The sequence below is a fragment of the Cupriavidus sp. SIMBA_020 genome (assembly GCF_046535395.1).
Lineage (GTDB): Bacteria > Pseudomonadota > Gammaproteobacteria > Burkholderiales > Burkholderiaceae > Cupriavidus > Cupriavidus campinensis.
In genome coordinates, this window is the sequence record NZ_JAWRWU010000005.1 from 228,797 (window position 1) to 246,037 (window position 17,241).

At 69.5% G+C, this 17,241-nt stretch carries 16 protein-coding genes; 6 read left to right on the plus strand and 10 right to left on the minus strand.

Annotation, left to right across the window (positions count from 1 at the left end; all coding sequences use genetic code 11):
• The first annotated feature begins 24 nt into the window (after positions 1-24).
• The 4 genes from SB751_RS12445 to SB751_RS12460 all read left to right on the plus strand — a co-directional run bounded on the left by SB751_RS12445 (position 25) and on the right by SB751_RS12460 (position 3,571).
• The gene (locus SB751_RS12445; protein ID WP_313816238.1) at positions 25-915 is read left to right on the plus strand and encodes an amidohydrolase family protein; all 891 of its coding nucleotides are present in this window, start codon (positions 25-27) and stop codon (positions 913-915) included.
• A gap of 71 nt (positions 916-986) precedes the next feature.
• The gene (locus tag SB751_RS12450) at positions 987-2,000 is read left to right on the plus strand and encodes a Bug family tripartite tricarboxylate transporter substrate binding protein (RefSeq protein ID WP_410748094.1); all 1,014 of its coding nucleotides are present in this window, start codon (positions 987-989) and stop codon (positions 1,998-2,000) included.
• Positions 2,001-2,004: 4 nt separating this feature from the next.
• Complete coding sequence (locus tag SB751_RS12455) at positions 2,005-3,045, plus strand: D-2-hydroxyacid dehydrogenase (RefSeq protein ID WP_144196998.1); 1,041 nt, start codon at positions 2,005-2,007, stop codon at positions 3,043-3,045.
• Positions 3,046-3,133: 88 nt separating this feature from the next.
• A complete protein-coding gene (locus SB751_RS12460) occupies positions 3,134-3,571 on the plus strand; it encodes a response regulator (RefSeq protein ID WP_211942795.1) in 438 nt (145 codons plus the stop codon).
• A 27-nt stretch (positions 3,572-3,598) separates the two neighbouring features.
• Here SB751_RS12460 and SB751_RS12465 read toward each other — a convergent pair whose 3' ends face one another.
• Complete coding sequence (locus tag SB751_RS12465) at positions 3,599-4,240, minus strand: HD domain-containing protein (protein WP_144197000.1); 642 nt, start codon at positions 4,238-4,240, stop codon at positions 3,599-3,601.
• 134 nt (positions 4,241-4,374) lie between these two features.
• On the opposite strand from SB751_RS12465, the gene SB751_RS12470 reads away from it, so the two are divergent.
• Positions 4,375-5,361 carry a GlxA family transcriptional regulator gene (locus tag SB751_RS12470; protein ID WP_144197001.1) on the plus strand — a complete coding sequence of 329 codons (987 nt, stop codon included), beginning with the start codon at positions 4,375-4,377 and terminating at the stop codon, positions 5,359-5,361.
• Between the two features lie 9 nt (positions 5,362-5,370).
• On the opposite strand, the gene lpdA is transcribed toward SB751_RS12470, so the two are convergent.
• The 5 genes from lpdA to SB751_RS12495 form a co-directional block, all read right to left on the minus strand.
• Entirely contained in the window at positions 5,371-7,191 is a 1,821-nt protein-coding gene (gene lpdA / locus SB751_RS12475; RefSeq protein WP_409558900.1) for a dihydrolipoyl dehydrogenase, read from the minus strand.
• Positions 7,192-7,294: 103 nt separating this feature from the next.
• Entirely contained in the window at positions 7,295-8,206 is a 912-nt protein-coding gene (locus SB751_RS12480) for a LysR family transcriptional regulator (protein ID WP_144197003.1), read from the minus strand.
• Between the two features lie 18 nt (positions 8,207-8,224).
• Entirely contained in the window at positions 8,225-9,091 is an 867-nt protein-coding gene (locus tag SB751_RS12485) for an alpha/beta fold hydrolase (RefSeq protein WP_144197004.1), read from the minus strand.
• A gap of 138 nt (positions 9,092-9,229) precedes the next feature.
• Positions 9,230-9,880 carry a CGNR zinc finger domain-containing protein gene (locus tag SB751_RS12490; RefSeq protein ID WP_410748095.1) on the minus strand — a complete coding sequence of 217 codons (651 nt, stop codon included), beginning with the start codon at positions 9,878-9,880 and terminating at the stop codon, positions 9,230-9,232.
• 57 nt (positions 9,881-9,937) lie between these two features.
• Complete coding sequence (locus SB751_RS12495) at positions 9,938-10,909, minus strand: LysR substrate-binding domain-containing protein (RefSeq protein WP_250025889.1); 972 nt, start codon at positions 10,907-10,909, stop codon at positions 9,938-9,940.
• 91 nt (positions 10,910-11,000) lie between these two features.
• Between SB751_RS12495 and SB751_RS12500 the strand changes: the two genes are divergently transcribed.
• Positions 11,001-12,356: a D-serine ammonia-lyase gene (locus SB751_RS12500; RefSeq protein WP_144197007.1), complete on the plus strand. Its 1,356-nt coding sequence runs from the start codon at positions 11,001-11,003 to the stop codon at positions 12,354-12,356.
• On the opposite strand, the gene SB751_RS12505 is transcribed toward SB751_RS12500, so the two are convergent.
• The 4 genes from SB751_RS12505 to SB751_RS12520 form a co-directional block, all read right to left on the minus strand.
• A complete protein-coding gene (locus SB751_RS12505; protein WP_144197008.1) occupies positions 12,328-13,311 on the minus strand; it encodes a Bug family tripartite tricarboxylate transporter substrate binding protein in 984 nt (327 codons plus the stop codon). The two genes, SB751_RS12500 and SB751_RS12505, sit on opposite strands and share 29 nt — an antisense overlap.
• 120 nt (positions 13,312-13,431) lie before the next feature.
• Positions 13,432-15,753, minus strand: coding sequence for a caspase family protein (locus SB751_RS12510; protein ID WP_410748096.1), 2,322 nt, complete (start codon positions 15,751-15,753; stop codon positions 13,432-13,434).
• A gap of 17 nt (positions 15,754-15,770) precedes the next feature.
• Positions 15,771-16,445: a matrixin family metalloprotease gene (locus SB751_RS12515; RefSeq protein WP_211942800.1), complete on the minus strand. Its 675-nt coding sequence runs from the start codon at positions 16,443-16,445 to the stop codon at positions 15,771-15,773.
• Between the two features lie 28 nt (positions 16,446-16,473).
• Positions 16,474-17,241, minus strand: a complete 768-nt coding sequence (locus tag SB751_RS12520) for a hypothetical protein (RefSeq protein WP_410748097.1) — start codon at positions 17,239-17,241, stop codon at positions 16,474-16,476.

Consider the following 17,241-nt stretch of genomic DNA (forward strand, 5'->3'; position numbering starts at 1 on the left):
CGTATCGACCGGACGCCATCGACCATGACCCGCCCCTGCCTGCCCCCGCTCCAGACCCTCACCGCACCGGTGTTCCGCGCGCCCGCCGGCGCCTGTGACAGCCATGCCCACGTGTTCGGCCCGTTCGCGCGCTATCCGCTCGCGATGGACCGCAGCTACACGCCGGCCGAGCATCCCGCCGACGCCTTTATCGCCCATCTCGATGCACTCGGGCTCACGCGCGGCGTGCTCGTCACGGCCAGCGCCAGCGGCACCGACAACAGCGTGGTGACCGACGCCCTGCGCCAGTACCCCACGCGCCTGCGCGGCATCGTGGTGCCGTCGCCGGACACCACGGATGCCGAGCTGGACGCCTGGCACGCCGCCGGCGTGCGCGGCGTGCGCATCAACCTGTATCAGGTGGATGGCCACGCGGTGTACCGCAACGGCGTGGGCATCGAGGTGCTCGAGGCGCTGGCCCCGCGTCTGGCCGCGCGCGGCTGGCACGCGCAGATCTGGATCCACGCCCCGGACCTCGTCACGCTGGGCCCGCGCCTCAAGGCGCTCGGCCTGCCGCTGGTGATCGACCACATGGGCCGCATGGCCACCTCGCGCGGCGTGGCGGACCCCGGCTTCCAGGCGCTCTGCGCGCTGCTGGCGGAAGGGGTGGCCTGGACCAAGATCTCGGGCGCTGACCGGCTCCAGCCGGCCGGCGCGCCCTACGAGCAGGTCGATCCTTTCGTCGCGGCACTGATGCGCGCCAACCCGGAGCAGGTGGTGTGGGGCTCCGACTGGCCCCACATCAACTATTTCGAGTCCGCCCAGATGCCCGACGACGGCGTGCTGTTCAACCTGCTGGCGCGCTGGCTGCCGGACGCCGCCAGCCGCGAGCGCGTGCTGGTGCACAACCCGGCACGGCTGTACGACTTCGGCTGAGCACCGCCTCCCCCATCCATAACCACGACGGCGGCCGCGAAGACGGCTGCCGCATCAACAGGAGAACCACCATGCCTCGATTCGCCCCCGGTCGATGGTTGACCCCCCATCTGAGCGCGGCACTGGCTGCCGCTACGGCCCTGATCGCGCTGGCCGCCCTGGCCACCCTGTCCGCCCCCGCGCGCGCCGCCGACGAATACCCGGCCAAGCCCGTGCGCGTCGTAGTGGCCTTCACCGCCGGCGGCACCACCGACATGCTGGCCCGCAGCGTCAGCCAGCACTTGGGCCAGCGCTTCAAGCAATCGTTCGTGGTGGAGAACCGCCCCGGCGCGGGCGGCAATATCGGCACCGAGTACGTGGTGCGCGCCCCGGCGGACGGCTACACGCTGCTGGTGGACTCGGTCGGCCCGATCTCGATCAACCAGACGCTCTACAAGAAGCTGAACTACGACCCGCTGACGGACCTGGTGCCGGTGGTGCAGATCGCCGACGTGCCGAACGTGCTGGTGGTGCATCCGTCGGTGCCGGCCAAGACCTTCGAGGAGTTCGTCGCCTATATCAAGGCCAACCCGGGCAAGCTGAACTATGGCTCGACGGGCGTGGGTACCTCGTCGCACCTGTCCGGCTTCATGCTGTCCGAGCGTATCGGCGCACCGGCCACGCACGTGCCGTACAAGGGCGCCGATGCGCTGAACGACCTGCTGTCCGGCCGCATCCAGTTCATGTTCGCGACGATTCCGTCGGTGATCTCGCACATCCAGGCCGGCAAGCTGCGCGCGCTGGCGGTGACCAGCGCCAAGCGCTCGCGCTCGCTGCCGGAGGTGCCGGCGGTGGCGGAGAAGGGCTTCCCGGGATTCGAGGCCGGCTCGTGGTTCGGCATCTTCGCGCCCAAGGGCACGCCGAAGACCGTCATCACGCAGGTCAACCAGGCCGTGAACGAGGCGCTGCCGTCGCTGCAGGCGCAGATGATCCGCGAGGGCGCCGACCCGGTGGGTGGCACGCCCGAGCAGTTCGGCAAGTTCACGCGCAAGGAGTATGACAAGTGGAAGGTGGTCGTTAAGGCCTCGGGAGCGACGGTAGACTGACGCCATGACTGCATCCGCTGCCTCCTCCGCCTCCGCCTCCACTGCGCCCGTGCGCATCCTGCTCTCCGAAGCGGCGCTGCGCGCCCATGGCGGCGCCATCACCGCCACCATCGCCGCCGCCATGGCGGGCCGGGACTGGGTGCCCGTGGCCCCGCCGGCCGTGGACGACGCCCGGCCCATCGACGCCGACATCGCCTTTGTCTCGCGCGATGTGACCGGGCGCTCGACCAAGCACGAAGTACAACCGGCCACGCGGCGCTTCTACACCGCGATGCTGGAGGCGCCCTCGCTGCGCTGGACCCACACGCACTCGGCCGGCGCCGACCGCCCGGTGTTCGGCCAGCTGCGCCAGCAGGGGGTGACGGTGACGACCTCGTCGGGCGCCAATGCCAGCGTGGTGGCGCAGACGGCGCTGGCCGGACTGCTGGCGCTGGCGCGGCACCTGCCGCAGATGCTGGCCACCCAGCGCGAGCGCCGCTGGGCCCCGCTGATGGGCGCCGACATGCCGCGCGACCTGCACGGCCAGACGGCGACCATCGTCGGCTGGGGGCCGATCGGCCAGCAGATCGGCACGGTGCTGCGCCTGTTCGGGATGTCGGTGGTGGTGGTGCGCCAGCGCGCCACGCCGGCGGGGGAGGGCTTCGAGACCGTCACCTTCGCCGATGTGCCGGCGGTGCTGCCGCGCACGGACTGGCTGGTGCTGGCCTGCCCGCTGACGGACGAAACGCGCGGGTTGCTGAGCGCCGCCGCGCTGGACAGCCTGCCGAAGGGCGCGCGGCTGGTCAACGTGTCGCGCGGCGAGGTGGTGGACGAGCCGGCGCTGATTGCCGCACTGCAAGGCGGCCAGCTGGCGGGTGCCTACCTCGACGTCTTCGCCCACGAGCCGCTGCCGGCAGATTCGCCGCTCTGGACCCTGCCCAACGTTATCGCCACGCCGCACAGCGCGGGCTTTTCCGATGGCAACGCCGCGCGCGTGGTCGAGATCTTCCTGGACAACCTGGGCCGCTGGATCACGCAGGCGCCGCTCCGCAACGCCGTGCCGTAACAAATCGGACACCATCTTCGGAAATTTCCGCAGCCATTTGCAGAAATTTCCGCAACTCTGCGGCGACTTCCGCAGGCAGGATGACAGCATGTTCTGCCACCTGCCTGCCGCCGTGCCTGCCCCCTCCGTTTCTTCCCAGCCACTGGTTCCCCGCATCGTCGTTGCCGAGGACCATCCGGTCAGCCTGCTGGTGCTGGAGGACCAGCTCGCCGGCATCGGCGGCTGCGTGGCCCAACCCTGCCGCTCCGGCGAGGAAGCGTGGGCCGCCGTGCAGCAGGACCCGCGGCCCGCCTTGCTGCTGACGGACCTGGGCCTGCCCGGGCTGGACGGGCTGGAACTCGCCCGCCGGATCCGGGCGGCGGAGGGCGGCCAGCGCGCCGGGCGGCTGCCCATCGTCGCCATCACGGCCACGGCCGGCCCGGAGGAGCGGCTGGCCTGCCTCCAGGCCGGCATTGACACCGTGCTGTCCAAGCCGGTCAGCTTCCAGACCCTCCGCGCCGTGGTGCGCCGCTATCTCTCTATATAGATATAGAGCGCGGGGCGCGCGCCGGCCTCAGCCGTGCCAGTGCGAGCAGCGGATCACGCTGCAGAAATTGCCGCGATGGAAGTGCGGGTCCTTGTCGGCCAGCACATCCGCCTTCACGTTGCCGAACGTGGTGTCCGGCTTGTGGCGGATGCCATCGTAAAACGCTTGAATAATGTCTTCCTTGAACTGCGGGGTGCGCGGATACGCCTGCACCACGCGCTCGCGGTCCTCATCGGCAAACGTCTCGTAGCGGATGCCCAGCACGTCCATCTCCACGCCAGCCGTCACCAGCGCCACCACCGGGTCCATGAACTCGGGAATGCCGGGCGTGGTGTGCAGGGCGATGCCGGTCCAGACCTTGTCGATATCCGCCTGCGCGATGCCACGGCTGCGCAGGAAGTCAGCCGCCGCGTTGGCGCCATCCACCTCGAAGCGCTTGTCCGGGCTGCTGTGCGCCGGCGTCAGGCCCATGTCGTGGAACATCGTGCCCGCGTAGAGCAGTTCCGGGTCGACCTTCAGGCCGCGCTGCTTGCCGGCCAGCGCCGCGAAGTAGTACACGCGGCTCGAGTGGTTGAACAGCAGCGTGGATTCGGTATCGCGGACCAGTTGCGTGATGTCGCGGGCCAACTGGCTGTCGGGAATGGCGATGTCGCCCAGGGTGAATTGCATGGCTGACTCCTTTCGGTTTGGGGTTGAAACGAGTGTAGGAGCGGGAGTACCATGTCTTCAATCGTCGCAGTACGACGATTTGGGCCAAATCGGACAGATCGCGACGCGACAGCATGACTCAGGGATTTTTCACCATGACTACCCCACGCACCATCGTGCTGCTGGCCATCGAAGGCGTTCAGTTGCTGGATGTCTCCGGGCCCCTCGACGTCTTCGCCGAAGCCAATGCCCAGGCCGGCAGGCAGGTCTATGCACTCCAGGTGGTGGGCGTGCGGCGCGGGCCGATCCGGGCCTCATCGGGCGTCCGGCTGCTGCCTGATCTGCTGGTGGAGGATGACCCGCTCGGGGCGCAGTTGCCCCGTCCTCATACCGTGCTGGTGGCCGGTGCGCCACATGCGGGCGATAGCCCGACCGAACCGATGGTGCTGGACTGGATTCGCGCCGTGGCGCCCCGCGCGCGCCGCTATGGCTCGGTGTGCAGCGGTGCCTTTTTGCTGGCCGATGCCGGCCTGCTGGAGGGCCGGCGCGTGACCACGCACTGGGCCGGCGCGGACCGGCTGGCGGCGCGCTTCCCGGGTGTGACCGTGGATGCCGATGCCATCCACGTGCGCGACGGCAAGCTGCGCACGGCGGCCGGCGTCACGGCGGGGCTGGACCTCGCGCTGGCGCTGGTCGAGGAAGACCTCGGGCGAGAGCTGGCGCTACGCGTGGCCAGCCAGCTGGTGATGTTCTTCAAGCGGCCCGGCGGGCAGGCCCAGTTCAGCCGCAGTGCTGCCCCGGCGCTGGCCAACCGTTCGGCCTTGCAGGAGCTGCAGCGCTGGGTGGCCGCGCATCCGGCCGATTCCCACGATGTGCCCAGCCTTGCCGCGCGCGTCGGCGTGAGTCCGCGCCACCTGACGCGCCTGTTCCGCGAGGAAGTGGGCATCACGCCCGCCAGCTGGGTGGAAGCAGCGCGCGTGACCGCCGCGCGGCAACTGCTGGAGGTCGGCCACCTCGCGCCCAAGCAGGTAGCGGCCGAATGCGGGTTCTCGAGTGTCGATACGCTGCGCCGCGCGTTCATGCGCGTGGTGGGGGTCACGCCTGCGGACTATCGCAAGCGTCACGCCTCGGCGCCCGATTGAGGGAGGGCGCTACATGTTCAGCGCGCGCTTCTGCACCGCCAGCGCGGCCTCGCGCATGACCTCGGACAGCGACGGATGCGGATGGCTGATCATGCCGATGTCCTCGGACGCCGCCTTGAACTCCATCGCCACCACACCCTCCGCGATCAGGTCGGAGGCATTGGCGGCGATGATATGCACCCCCAGCAGCTCGTCCGTCTTCGCGTCGGCAATCATCTTGATAAAGCCGTCCGGCCGGCCCATGCCCAGCGCGCGCCCGTTGGCCGACATCGGGAACTGGCCGGTGCGGATCTCGCGGCCCTCGGCCTTGAGCTGCGCCTCCGACTTGCCCACCCAGGCGATTTCCGGCTCGGTGTAGATCACCCACGGAATGCAGTTGTAGTCGATATGCGGCTTCTGGCCGTCGATCACCTCGGCCACCATCACGCCTTCGTCCTCGGCCTTGTGGGCCAGCATCGGGCCGCGCACCACGTCGCCAATCGCGTAGATGCCGGCCACCGGCGTGCGGCAAAGATCGTCCACGGGGACGAAGCCGCGCGCGTCGGCGGCCAGCCCCACGGCCTCCAGCCCGAGGTTGTCCGTGTTCGGCACCCGGCCGATGGAGACGATCAGCCGGTCCGCGTCCAGCGTCTGCGCTTTGCCGTCCTGGTCGGTGTAGGCGATGCTCACGCCCTTGCCGCTGCGCTTGATCTCGCCGATCTTCACGCCAAGGTGGATGGCCAGCCCCTGCTTCTTGAACTGCTTGGCGGCTTCCCGGGCGATGGCTTCGTCCACGGTGCCGAGGAAGGTCGGCAGCGCCTCCAGGATGGTCACTTCCGCGCCCAGGCGGCGCCACACCGAGCCCAGTTCCAGCCCGATCACGCCGGCGCCGATCACGGCGAGCTTCCTGGGCACCGAATCGAAGGACAGCGCGCCCTCGTTGTCGGAGACGATGACGTTGTCTACCGGCACGTTGGGCAAGTGGCGCGCCCGGGAGCCGGTGGCGATGATCACGTTGCGCGCGGTGTAGGTCTTGGCCTTGGCCGCCCCCTCGCCCCCGCCCCCATCTTCACTGGCTTCCACGGTGACCACGCCGTTGTCCGCGCGGCCCAGGAACTTGCCGTGGCCCTTGATCCAGGTCACCTTGTTCTTGCGGAACAGGAACTCCACGCCGCCCGTGAACTTGTCCACGATGGCGGCCTTGCGCGCGATCATCGTGCCCAGGTCCAGCGTCACGCCCTTGACCTGTACGCCGTGCTCGGCCAGCCCGTGCTGGGCCTGCTCGAAGTGCTCGGACGAAGCCAGCAGCGCCTTCGACGGAATGCAGCCCACGTTCAGGCAGGTGCCGCCCAGCCGGGGCTTGCCGGCCGGGTCCTTCCATTCCTCGATGCAGGCCACGGTCTTGCCGAGCTGCGCGGCGCGGATGGCGGCGATATAGCCGCCGGGGCCGGAGCCGATCACGATCACGTCGAAGTCAGCGGTGGCGGAAGCGGCAGCACCGGCGCCGCCGCCCTGCACGGCCGGGGCGGAGGCCGCAGCGGGGGCGGGAGCGGGTGCGGCCTTGGGCGGCGCTGCGGCGGTAGCCGGGGCCGAAGTCACCCCCGGCTTGCCTTCCGTATCGATGGTCGCAATCACCTCGTCGGCGTGCACGGTGGCGCCGTCCGGCTGGACGATGCTGGCCAGCACGCCACTGGCGGGCGCGGGCACCTCCAGCGTGACCTTGTCCGTCTCCAGTTCCACGAGGATCTCGTCGCGGGTCACGGCCTCGCCGGCCTGCTTTTTCCACTGGATCAGCGTGGCTTCGGAAACGGATTCGGAGAGCTGCGGCACCTTCACTTCGATCGCGGCCATGGTCTTCCTTTTCTAGGGGGAGTGACAAAGACCTTCAGTCTAGGAGAGGCCCGAGACAGACATGGCGCGGACACGGCTGCCGATGATAGGGGTTTACCCTCGATCAGGCCGAGAACTTGTCCACCAGGAAGTCGACGAGGGCCCGCACCCGGCGCGAGACATGCCGCGCGTGCGGGTAGAGCAGCAGGAAGGGCCGCGTGCAGCCGCCATAGGCTTGCAGCACCTCCACCAGCGTGCCGTCGCGCAGGTCCTGCTCCACCACGAAGCGGTAGGTCTGGAACAGGCCGGCGCCGGCGCGGGCCAGCGTGGCACCGCCCAGCGCGTCTTCGGCCGTGCCATAGGCGCCGGTCGTCACCATTTCCAGGGTCTCGCCCTCGTGCCGGAAGATCCACGGCAGGCGCCGGCCGCTGCTCGGCACATCGAACTGGATGCATTCGTGCGCCGGCAGGTCGTCCGGCGTGGCGGGGGTGCCGTGCTTGCGCAGGTAGGCGGGCGTGGCCACCACCACCATCTCGGCGTCTTCCAGCTTGCGGGCGATCAGCGTGGAGTCGTCGGGCGCCCGGCCGCGCACGGACAGGTCGTAGGTATCGTCGGCAAAGTCCACGTTGCGGTTGCTGATGTGGACGTCGAGTTCCACCTCGGGAAACCGCTCCCGGAAGGCCGGCAGCACGGGCAGCACGCGGTAGTGGGCGTAGGGCGTGGGCAGGCTGATGCGCAGCCGCCCGGCCGGCGTGCCGTGCTGGCCGCTGATCTGGCGTTCGGCGTCCACCAGCTGCGCCAGCGCCGGCCGGCTTTGCTCGAAATAGATCCGGCCCTCATCCGTCAGCCGGATCTGCCGGGTGGTCCGCACGAACAGCCGCACCCCCAGGCGCTCCTCCAGCCGCGACACACTGCGGCTCACCGCCGCTGGCGTGACCCCCGCCGCCACCGCCGCCGCGGTAAAACTGCCGAGTTCCGCGGCGAGGCAGAACAGTTCGATGCTGCCGAGCTGGAGGTCGTCGAATTGGCGCTTCATGGGGCGAGGGGCAGGTGGTTAGCGGGCGATGACGTCGAGAATCCGTTGGCCGATGTACGGGCCGTGGGTCTCCAGTGCGAAGTGGCCGGTGTCCAGCAATTCCACCACGGCACCGGGGTTGTCGCGGCGGAACGCCTCGGCACCGGGCGGGATGAAGAACGGATCGTTCCGGCCCCAGATTACCAGTGTAGGCACCTGCGCCTGGCGGAAGAACGCCTGGAAATCCGGGTAGCGCTTGAGGTTGTTGGCGTAGTCGAGGAACAGGTCGAGCTGGATGTCCTTGTTGCCGGGGCGTTCCAGCAGCGCCGCGTCCAGCGTGTAGGACTCGGGCTCCACGCTGTCCGGGTCGGCCACGCCGTGCAGATACTGCCACTTCGTGCCTTCCAGGTGGAGCATGGCGTCGTGCAGCACCTGCCGGTTGGCCGCGCTGGGCTCGGCCCAGTACTGGCGCGTCGGCGCCCACGCGTCGCCCAGGCCATCGAGATAGGCGTTGCCGTTCTGCGAGACGAGTCCCGTCACGCGCTCCGGATGGGCCACGGCCAGCCGCAAGCCGGTGGGCGCGCCGTAGTCGAACACGTACATCGCATAGCGTTCCAGCCCGAGCGCATCGACAAAGGCGCCAAGCGTGGTGGCGAGGTTGTCGAAGGTGTAGGTGTACTGGCGCGCGGCCGGGACTTCGGTGAAGCCGAAGCCGGGCAGGTCTGGGGCGATCACCCGGAAGTGGCCGGCGAGTTGCGGAATCAGGTGGCGGAACTGGTGCGAAGACGTTGGAAAGCCGTGCAGCAGCAGCATGACGGGCGCCTGGGGGTCGCCGGCTTCACGATAGAACACGCGCACGCCATCGGCGTCGGCAAAGCGGGTGGAAACCTTGGGGCTGGCAGTCATGGCAATTCTCCGGAGGCGAAAGCGGGAACGAGGGCCGTCATCGGCTTGGTTCCGAAGTGTATGCGAATTTAGTAACCCGTAATAGTTAATTTTAACGGTTACATTGGGGTGTCCGATGGCGTACCGGATGGCTCGGCCTCATGCGGCGCCCTCGTCGGCAGCCGCCTCGCGCTTGCGAAAGGCCGCTACCTTGTGGCGATTGCCGCAGAGCGCCATGCTGCACCAGCGGCGCCGGTGTGACTTGGTCCGGTCATAGAACCAGAGTGTGCATTCGTCGCTCTCGCATTGGCGCACCCGCCTGAAATCGCCATGGGCGAGCAGGTCGGCGGCGGCTTCCGCCAGCGGCACCAGGCATTGCGCGGCGTTGGCGGCGGCGTGGATGCGGGCGATGCGGACGCCGCCCTCGGGCAGCGGATGCACGGCCAGATGGCTGCCACCGGCCGCCAGCGCGTCGTTCAGCGGCGCCAGGTCCGGCTTGGCGCCGGCCTTTCCGGCAGCCTTGTGGGCCACGATCAGCCGCACGGCCTCGCGCAGCGCGCGTGCCGCCGTGGCCAGCCCCTTGGGCGGCGCGGCGCGATCATCGCCGGGCCAGAGCGCCACCTGTTTCAGCCAGGCGAGTACATCGGCATCGGTCTGCCAGTGGTCGTGCGGCGTGGTATCGGCCCGTTCGATGGTATTGAGCAGGTCCAGTGCGACGTGATCGGCCAGCAGGCGGGGACCGGTTTCCGGGGTGGCCGCAGGATTGGCAGGATTGGCAGGATTGGGGGGAGCGGTGTTAGAGGCGGGCATGGCGTTCTCCTGTGCCGATCCAATGTAACCGATTAAATGTCGGTGTCCAAGTTACGGTCATTTGGGGGCGGAACCGTCCAGCGCCAGCAGGCGCCGCCTTGCCGTGTCGAAGGCGGCACCTTCGGCCAGCAGCCAGGTTTCGACCTCCGCCACCTGCGGCGAGGGGGTGGGCGTGGGGGCGCGCACAAGGTGGTAGGCCGCCTCGCTGCGCACGTGCAGGCCCCACAGATCCACCAGCCGGCCCGCGGCCAGTTCGTCCAGGACCAGCGCCGTGCGGCCCATTGCCACGCCCTGGCCGGCCAGCGCGGCGCCGATGGCCAGTTGGGACAGGTTGAAGTGCTGGCCCCCGGCCATGTCTGGCAGCGCCACGCCCGCATGCCGCAGCCAGACCTGCCATTCGTGGCTCTCGCCGGCGCCTTCCCACGGGCTGGCATCGTGCAGCAGCATCGAGGCGCGCAGGCCGTCCGGCGAACGGAGTGCCGGGTGGGCCGCCAGATAGGCCGGGCTGGCTACCGGCAGCAGCCATTCGTCGAGGAAGGGCGTGGCGCAGAGGTCGGGGTAGTGGCCGGGGTCGAAGCGCACGGCGGCGTCGATGCCCTCGCGCAGCATCCGCGAACGGTCCAGCGCGTGGAACTCGCCATGCACGCGCAGGCCGATGTCCGGATGCTGGCGGAAGAAGTCGCCCAGACGCGGCGTGAGCCAGACCATGGCGAAGGAGGGCGAGCAGGACAGCGCCACCGGCGGGCGATGCCCGGGCTTGCGCAGTTGCGCCAGCGTGCTCTCCAGCGCCTGGAACGACTCGCGCGCCACACCGCGCAGGCGCTCGCCCTCGGGCGTCAGCACCAGCGCGCGCGGCGTGCGCACGAACAGCGGTCGTTCGAGCCACTGTTCCAGCTTGTTCACCTGCTGGCTGACCGCGCCCTGCGTCACGCACAGCTCGCGGGCGGCCAGCGTGAAGCTGCCATGGCGCGCCGCCGCCTCGAAGCAGCGCAGCCAGCTCAGGACGGAGGCGTTGAGGGTGTTTGTCATCAACAAAACTAATGCATCGATCAGTACAAATGGTTTGTCGGGCGGGGCGGTGGGGTCAACAATGAGCGGTCTTCCTTCCCCTCCATGCGCCATGACGCTCCACCTGTCCTCGATTTCGGCTGCATTGCTGGCCGACCTGCAAGCCGCCCGCCCGCTGATGTGGACGAATCCGCACCGCAGCGCGGAGGCCGACGTCCAGACCGTGGTGGATGGGCGGCGCATTAGTCTAGCTGATATGCGTGCGGCGCAGGCGCGGTTCGCCCGCTTCGCGCCGCTGCTGGCGCGGCTGTTCCCGGAACTGGAAGCCAGCGCGGGGCGGATCGAATCGGACCTGCTGGGCGCGCCGGGCATGCAGCAGGCGCTCGGGCTGCCCACGCGGCACGGCTCGTTGTGGATCAAGGCCGATCACAGCCTGCCCATCGCCGGGTCGATCAAGGCGCGCGGCGGCATCCACGAGGTGCTCGAATTCGCCGAAGCGCTGGCGCTGCGCCACGGGCTGGTCGATGTCGATGGCGACTACCGCGTGCTGGCCGACGCCCCGGCGCGCGCGCTGTTCGGCCGCTATCAGGTGGCGGTGGGCTCCACCGGCAACCTGGGCCTGAGCATCGGCGTGATGGCCTCGGCGCTGGGCTTCCGGGCGGCGGTGCATATGTCCGCCGACGCCAAGGCATGGAAAAAGACGCGTCTGCGCGCGCGGGGGGTGGAAGTGGTGGAGCACACGGGCGATTACGCGGCGGCGGTGGCCGCTGGCCGGCGCGAGGCGGAGGGCGATCCGTACAGCTATTTCGTCGATGACGAGCGCTCGCTCTCGCTGCTGCTCGGCTACAGCGCTGCGGCGCTGCATCTGCACGATCAGTTCGAAGCGGCCGGCCTGCGCGTGGACGCGGACCATCCGCTGTTCGTCTACCTGCCGTGCGGCGTGGGCGGCGCGCCGGCTGGCATCGCTTTCGGGCTCTGGCAGCTGTACGGCCCGCACGTGCATGCGTGCTTTGTCGAGCCGACCCAGTCGCCGTGTTTTCTGGTGGAGATGCTGGCGCCCGGCGCCTCGGTCTATGACGTGGGCCTGACCAATCGCACCGAGGCCGATGGGCTGGCGGTGCCGCGCGCCTCCGAACTGGCCGCCGAGGCCATGGGGCCGCTGCTGGCCGGGGTGTGCACGGTGCCGGATGAACGGCTGTTCCTGGACCTGCACCGGGTGCGCGAGTCGGAAGGGCTGCGCATCGAGCCCTCCGCCGCCGCCGGTTTCAGTGGGCCGCGCATGCTGACGGACAGCGCCGCCGGCCGCGCCTACCTCGCCCGGCACGGCCTGGATGCGGTGATGCCGCAGGCCACCCATCTGGTGTGGACTACCGGCGGCCTGTTCGTGCCGCCGGACGAGTACGCGCGATTCGCCGAACGCGGGGCAGCCTTGACTTCGCCTACTCCGGCTGAATCCCCGCCAGCTTGATCATGCGCTGCCAGTTGGCCTGGTCCTCCACGATGGCCTTGGCCAGTTGCGCGCCCGACGCCGGGTAGGGGTTGGTGCCGCGTTGGGTGTGATGGGCGGCGGCTTCCGGCGAGTTCACGAATTCGAGGGTCCAGGCCTGCAGCTTGTCCACCACCTCGGGCGGCGTGCCCTTGGGCGCGAACAGGCCGGTCCAGCTCACCACGGAGATGGCCGGCAAGCCGGCTTCGGCCATGGTCGGCACATCGGCCATGGCCGGCACGCGGCGGTCGCTCATCACTGCCAGCGCGCGCATCTTGCGCGATTCGATCATCGGCACGGCGGCGGAGATCTCCAGCACGGTGAAGTCCAGCGTGCCGCCGAGCAGGTCGGGCAGCAGGTTGGCCATGGCCTTGTAGGGCACGTCCTGGGTGCGGATGCCGGCGGCGTCGTTGAAGGCGGCCAGCATCACCCGGTAGCCGGCGCTGCTGGTGCCGTAGTTGAGCGCGCCCGGCCTGGCGCGCGCGGCGGCGGTCAGGTCGGCCACGTTGCGGTAGGGCGAGTTTGCCGACACCACCAGCGCCACGGGCACGGTGGAGAGGCGCGCCACGGGCACGAAGTCGCGCGGGCTATAGGGAATCGACTTGAACAGGAAGGGGTTGGCCGCCATGGTGGAGGCCGACGCGAACAGCAGCGTGTAGCCGTCCGGCGCCGACTTGGCGACGTAGTCCGCCGCGATCATGGTGTTGGCGCCGGGCTTGTTCTCGACGATGAAGCTGCGCCCGGCCTTCTTGTGCAGGTATTTGGCGAGCAGGCGGGTGTAGTCGTCGATGCCGGTGCCGGCGCTGGTTACGGACACGATCTTGACCGGCCGGTCGGGGTAAGCCTCGGCATGGGCGGGGGTGGGCGCCGTGACGGGCAGCGCACCCAGCAGGATGGCAGCGGCCAGCCACCGCGTCAGGAAGGTATTGCGTAGCATTCCGGTCTCCGTGTCAGCGCAGTCGAGCGATGCGCGATCATGGCGCCGGATGCCAGCTTCATGCCTCCCCGAGGCGGGGGGGCAGGGTCTGCCCTGTGGTGTCGGCGCCCTCCCTCCCGTTCAGGCCGTCAGCACCCGCAGGCCGGCAGGCGGTACGCTCGCGCGGAGTGACCGGGCCGGCACGGCGCGCAGGCTCTCGGTGGCGGTCTGGCGCAGGCTGTCGTCGGCGGCCCAGACCATCAGCGGCGGCAGGGCAGTCTGCGCCACCACGCGCCGCCACATCGCCTCGGGAATCCAGTCCTCGCGCCGCTGGGCCGCCGCCACCAGCAGCTTCCAGCTGCGCTGGAACATCGGCGGGCCGGTCAGGGGGGCGAAGCGCCGCAGGCTCGCCGTCGCGCATTGCTGGCCGAGCGCGGCCACATCGGGATGGCTATCGCCCACCAGCTTGCGCAGGCGCGTCACCACCACGTCGAGCAGGGAGATGTCACGGCCGGGGTCGCGTTCGCGCTCCACCAGCAGCAGATGGCCGCCGATCAGGCCGCCAATCGGGTTGGTGCAGTTGCGCAGCAGGATGTCCTCCAGTTCCGCGCTCAGGATGCGCCGCTCGTCGGCCAGCGCCAGCCGGGCGGTCTCGATGATCTTCTCCAGCGCGGCATCCGGCTGCTGGTCTGGCCGCCGCATCATCAGCGACACCCGGGGGCGCGCGCTGGGCGCGTGCTCGCCGGGTTGCGTGCGGCGCAGCACGTAGGCTTCCAGCCCCCATGACTCGCAGGCGATCAGGCTCTGTTCGATGACCGGGCCGTTGTCCACCTTCTGCCGCAGGTAGTAGACGCCGGGCGGCACTGCCTGCACGGCGCAGGCGTGGGAGTCCGCATCGGTGTGGCGCGCGCTGCCGCGCTCCATGCTGATGACGAGGTTGTCGTCGGCATCCACCACCTGCACGTCCCGCCAGGGCGCGATATTCCGCTGCGGCACCTCGGTGCTGCTCGCGGCGCGCGCCATCACCATCAGCGTGGCCTGCTTGCCGTCGCCCTCGCGCAGCAGGCGCAGTGCGGTGGCCAGCGCCGTCTGCCGGTCGCGCTCCTGGGCGCCGTCCTCGGGCAGGCCCACCGGCGGCAGCACCGACGAGGCGGGTTTGGCGATCTGCGCGGCGGGCAGCGGTGGCCGGTCACTGTCGAGCAGGATCACGTGCTGCGCCAGGCTGCGCCCGATCCGGGTCTTGATCTTGAAGAGGCCGAAGGGCAGCGGCGTGGAGAGCTTCGACATGCCGTTATCCACCAGCGAGAAGCGGCTGTCGATGACGAAGATCTCGGCGGCGGGGTCGGCCGGGTCGATGTCGAGCGGGAACATCGTGCCGTCGGGGGCCGGCGTAACGGGCGGGCCGGTGGCCGTGATGGCAATCGACACATTGTTGGTGACCTCGAACCCCTGCCGGAGGCCGGCCTCGGGCACTTCCACCACGTACAGGCCGGGCGTCAGCGGCAAGGTCATGGCGGGCTGTGCCGTCATCGCCTCCGCGCGGGGCGGTATGCCGGACCACAGCCGCAGCGGCTTGCCGGCGGCCTCGGGCGGCAGGGTGAGCGTGACCGTGTAGCGCGGCGGCGGCACCCCGCGCGCGAAAATCAGCCCGGCATCTTCCTGCACGATCTCCGGCTCCTTGGCCACGTCGCCATCGCGCAGGTGCGCTGGCGTCATGCGGGCGCAGAGGGCGTTGCGCAGCCAGTCCGCCAGGCTGCGCCCGGTGACGCGCCCGTTGGCGTCGGACGCCGCCCCGCGCAGCCCTTGCAGCAGCGCCCAGGTAAAGGCGCCGTGGATCTTGTCGCCGTCTTCGGGAATGCCGATCTCGATGGCCTTGAGCGGGCGCTGCGCCGCAAAGGCGACGAAGGTGGCCGCCGGCGGGTCCGTGGCCTGCACCGGAGACAGTTGCGGGTCGCGCGGCTGCAGGAAGGAGACCCGGTTCATGCAGCAGTCCATCCACAGCACGAACTCGCGGAAGTAGCCGGCGTCCTGCAGCCAGTTCAGCCAGCCCGTGGCGTGCACGTTGAAGGTGCCGAGCGTGGCGCTGGCATTGGCCGCGAACAGGCAGCCGCGTTCGCGCCCCGGCGAGAAGCCGTGGCCGGAGACGAAGATGTACAGCCGGCGGCCCACCCGCAGCCCGCGCCGCTGGGCCTGGTTCTGCCGGGCGATGGCGTTGAGCCGGCCAAAGGCGGTCTCGATCTCGTCAGTGGTGGGCAGCGCGGTGTCGCCCGCCTCGGTCAGGCGGGACTTGATCACCTGGATCTGGTCTTCGCTGGCGAAGGCGCCGCCGTTGGGGTCCATCAGCCACGCCTTCACGGCATCGACATCGTTGGCGGGCCCCTGGAGATTCGCGTCCGCGCCCGGCTCGCCCAGCTGCGGGTAATGATTGATCCCGATCAGGATGGCGCGGTCGTCGGCATTCATGGCGCGGCAGGCAGGCCTTACTGCGGATAGGCCTGGCGGATGAAGTCCTTGTCCGACTCGGACAAGGCCGAATTCATACCCGCCGTCACGCCGTTCAACGTCCACGTGGCCGGGATCGGGTACATCATGATTGAGGTCGGGTCCACCGCCGTGCCGGCCACGTCATCGGGATTGAACGCCGCGAACATATTGTTCTCGATGGTGGTCTTGTCCCAGTTGTTCGGCGGCCCGGACAGGTCGCGGATCACCTGCTCGCGGTTCCACTGGATGGCGTTGAGCGGATTCTGGTGCTCGTGAATCAACCCGATGGCGTGGCCGAACTCGTGCAGGGTCACGCGCAGGATCTCGTCTTCCTCGGTGTCTTCGGTGAACCAGCCGTAGTTCATGGTTGGCTGCGGCGGCTGGATCAGCCGGGCGTCGGTGCCGATGAACGACCACGAACCCTTGCCCTCCAGGAAGTCGATGCGGATGTCGGTGGGGCCGCTGTCCCGCACATCGAACTGGAGGTTGGCGAACTGCAGCCAGAGATTGGCGGCGTTCATCACGCGGTCCTGCAGCGTGCGGGAGCCGGACAGGAAGCTGATGGTGAGTACCGTGCCCGGCTGCCACCGTTTGCCGGTCAACATGGCTATCTTGCCGGGTACGCCGTTCGTCATCGGGAAGCCCGCGCAGAAACGCTTGTCGTTGCTCATGGTGCATGCTCCATTTGTGATGACCGGCCTACGCGAGCAAGCCGGTGATAACGCCCACCGCCTTGGTGGCACGATCGATCAGTTGCGACGCCTTGGTCAGCACGTCAGTGGCCTGGCGCATCTCCTGCGCCGTGCGCGTGATGTCGCCGGTGATGGCCGCGAGTTGCGCCAGGCTGGCGCGCACGGCATCTGACTCCAGGATGTCTCGCAGCCGCAGTTGCGCCAGGGCGTCGAGCTGGTCGGTGATATCGGCCAGACTGGCCTGGAGGGGGTTGCGCTCGGTATCCGTGGACGCGAGGCCGATGCGGCGCAGCAGCTCGCGCTGGGCCTCGGTCAGCGCGGTCAGCGTCTGGTCGCGGGCGGCGTTCAGGCGCGCGCGGGGGGAATCCTCGATGGGCTGGGGGGCACCGAAGGCCACCGGCGCGGCCGGGGCGGCGGGGCGCTGGGGCGCCATGGGGGCGGTCGTCGCGCGCACTTCCCCCGGGATGGTCCAGCCATCGGGCAGGGCCTTGCGGCGCCCGTCGAGAAACCAGGTGGCGTCGAACTGGTCCGACCGCGCCACCATCAGCACCAGCACCAGGAAGTAGGCGAAGAAGCCCACCGCGAGGCCTACGCCGTAGTAGCCGAACAGGGTGCCGCTGGCGCCGCCGAACAGCGCCGTCACGGCCGCGCCGCCAATCACGCCCAGCAGGGCGATGAGGTCGCTGAACTGCACGTCCCCCTTGCGGTAGCGATTGGTGAAGTACACGAACCAGCCCAGCACCACCCCAAACGCGAAGGCTCCACATTCGGCCAT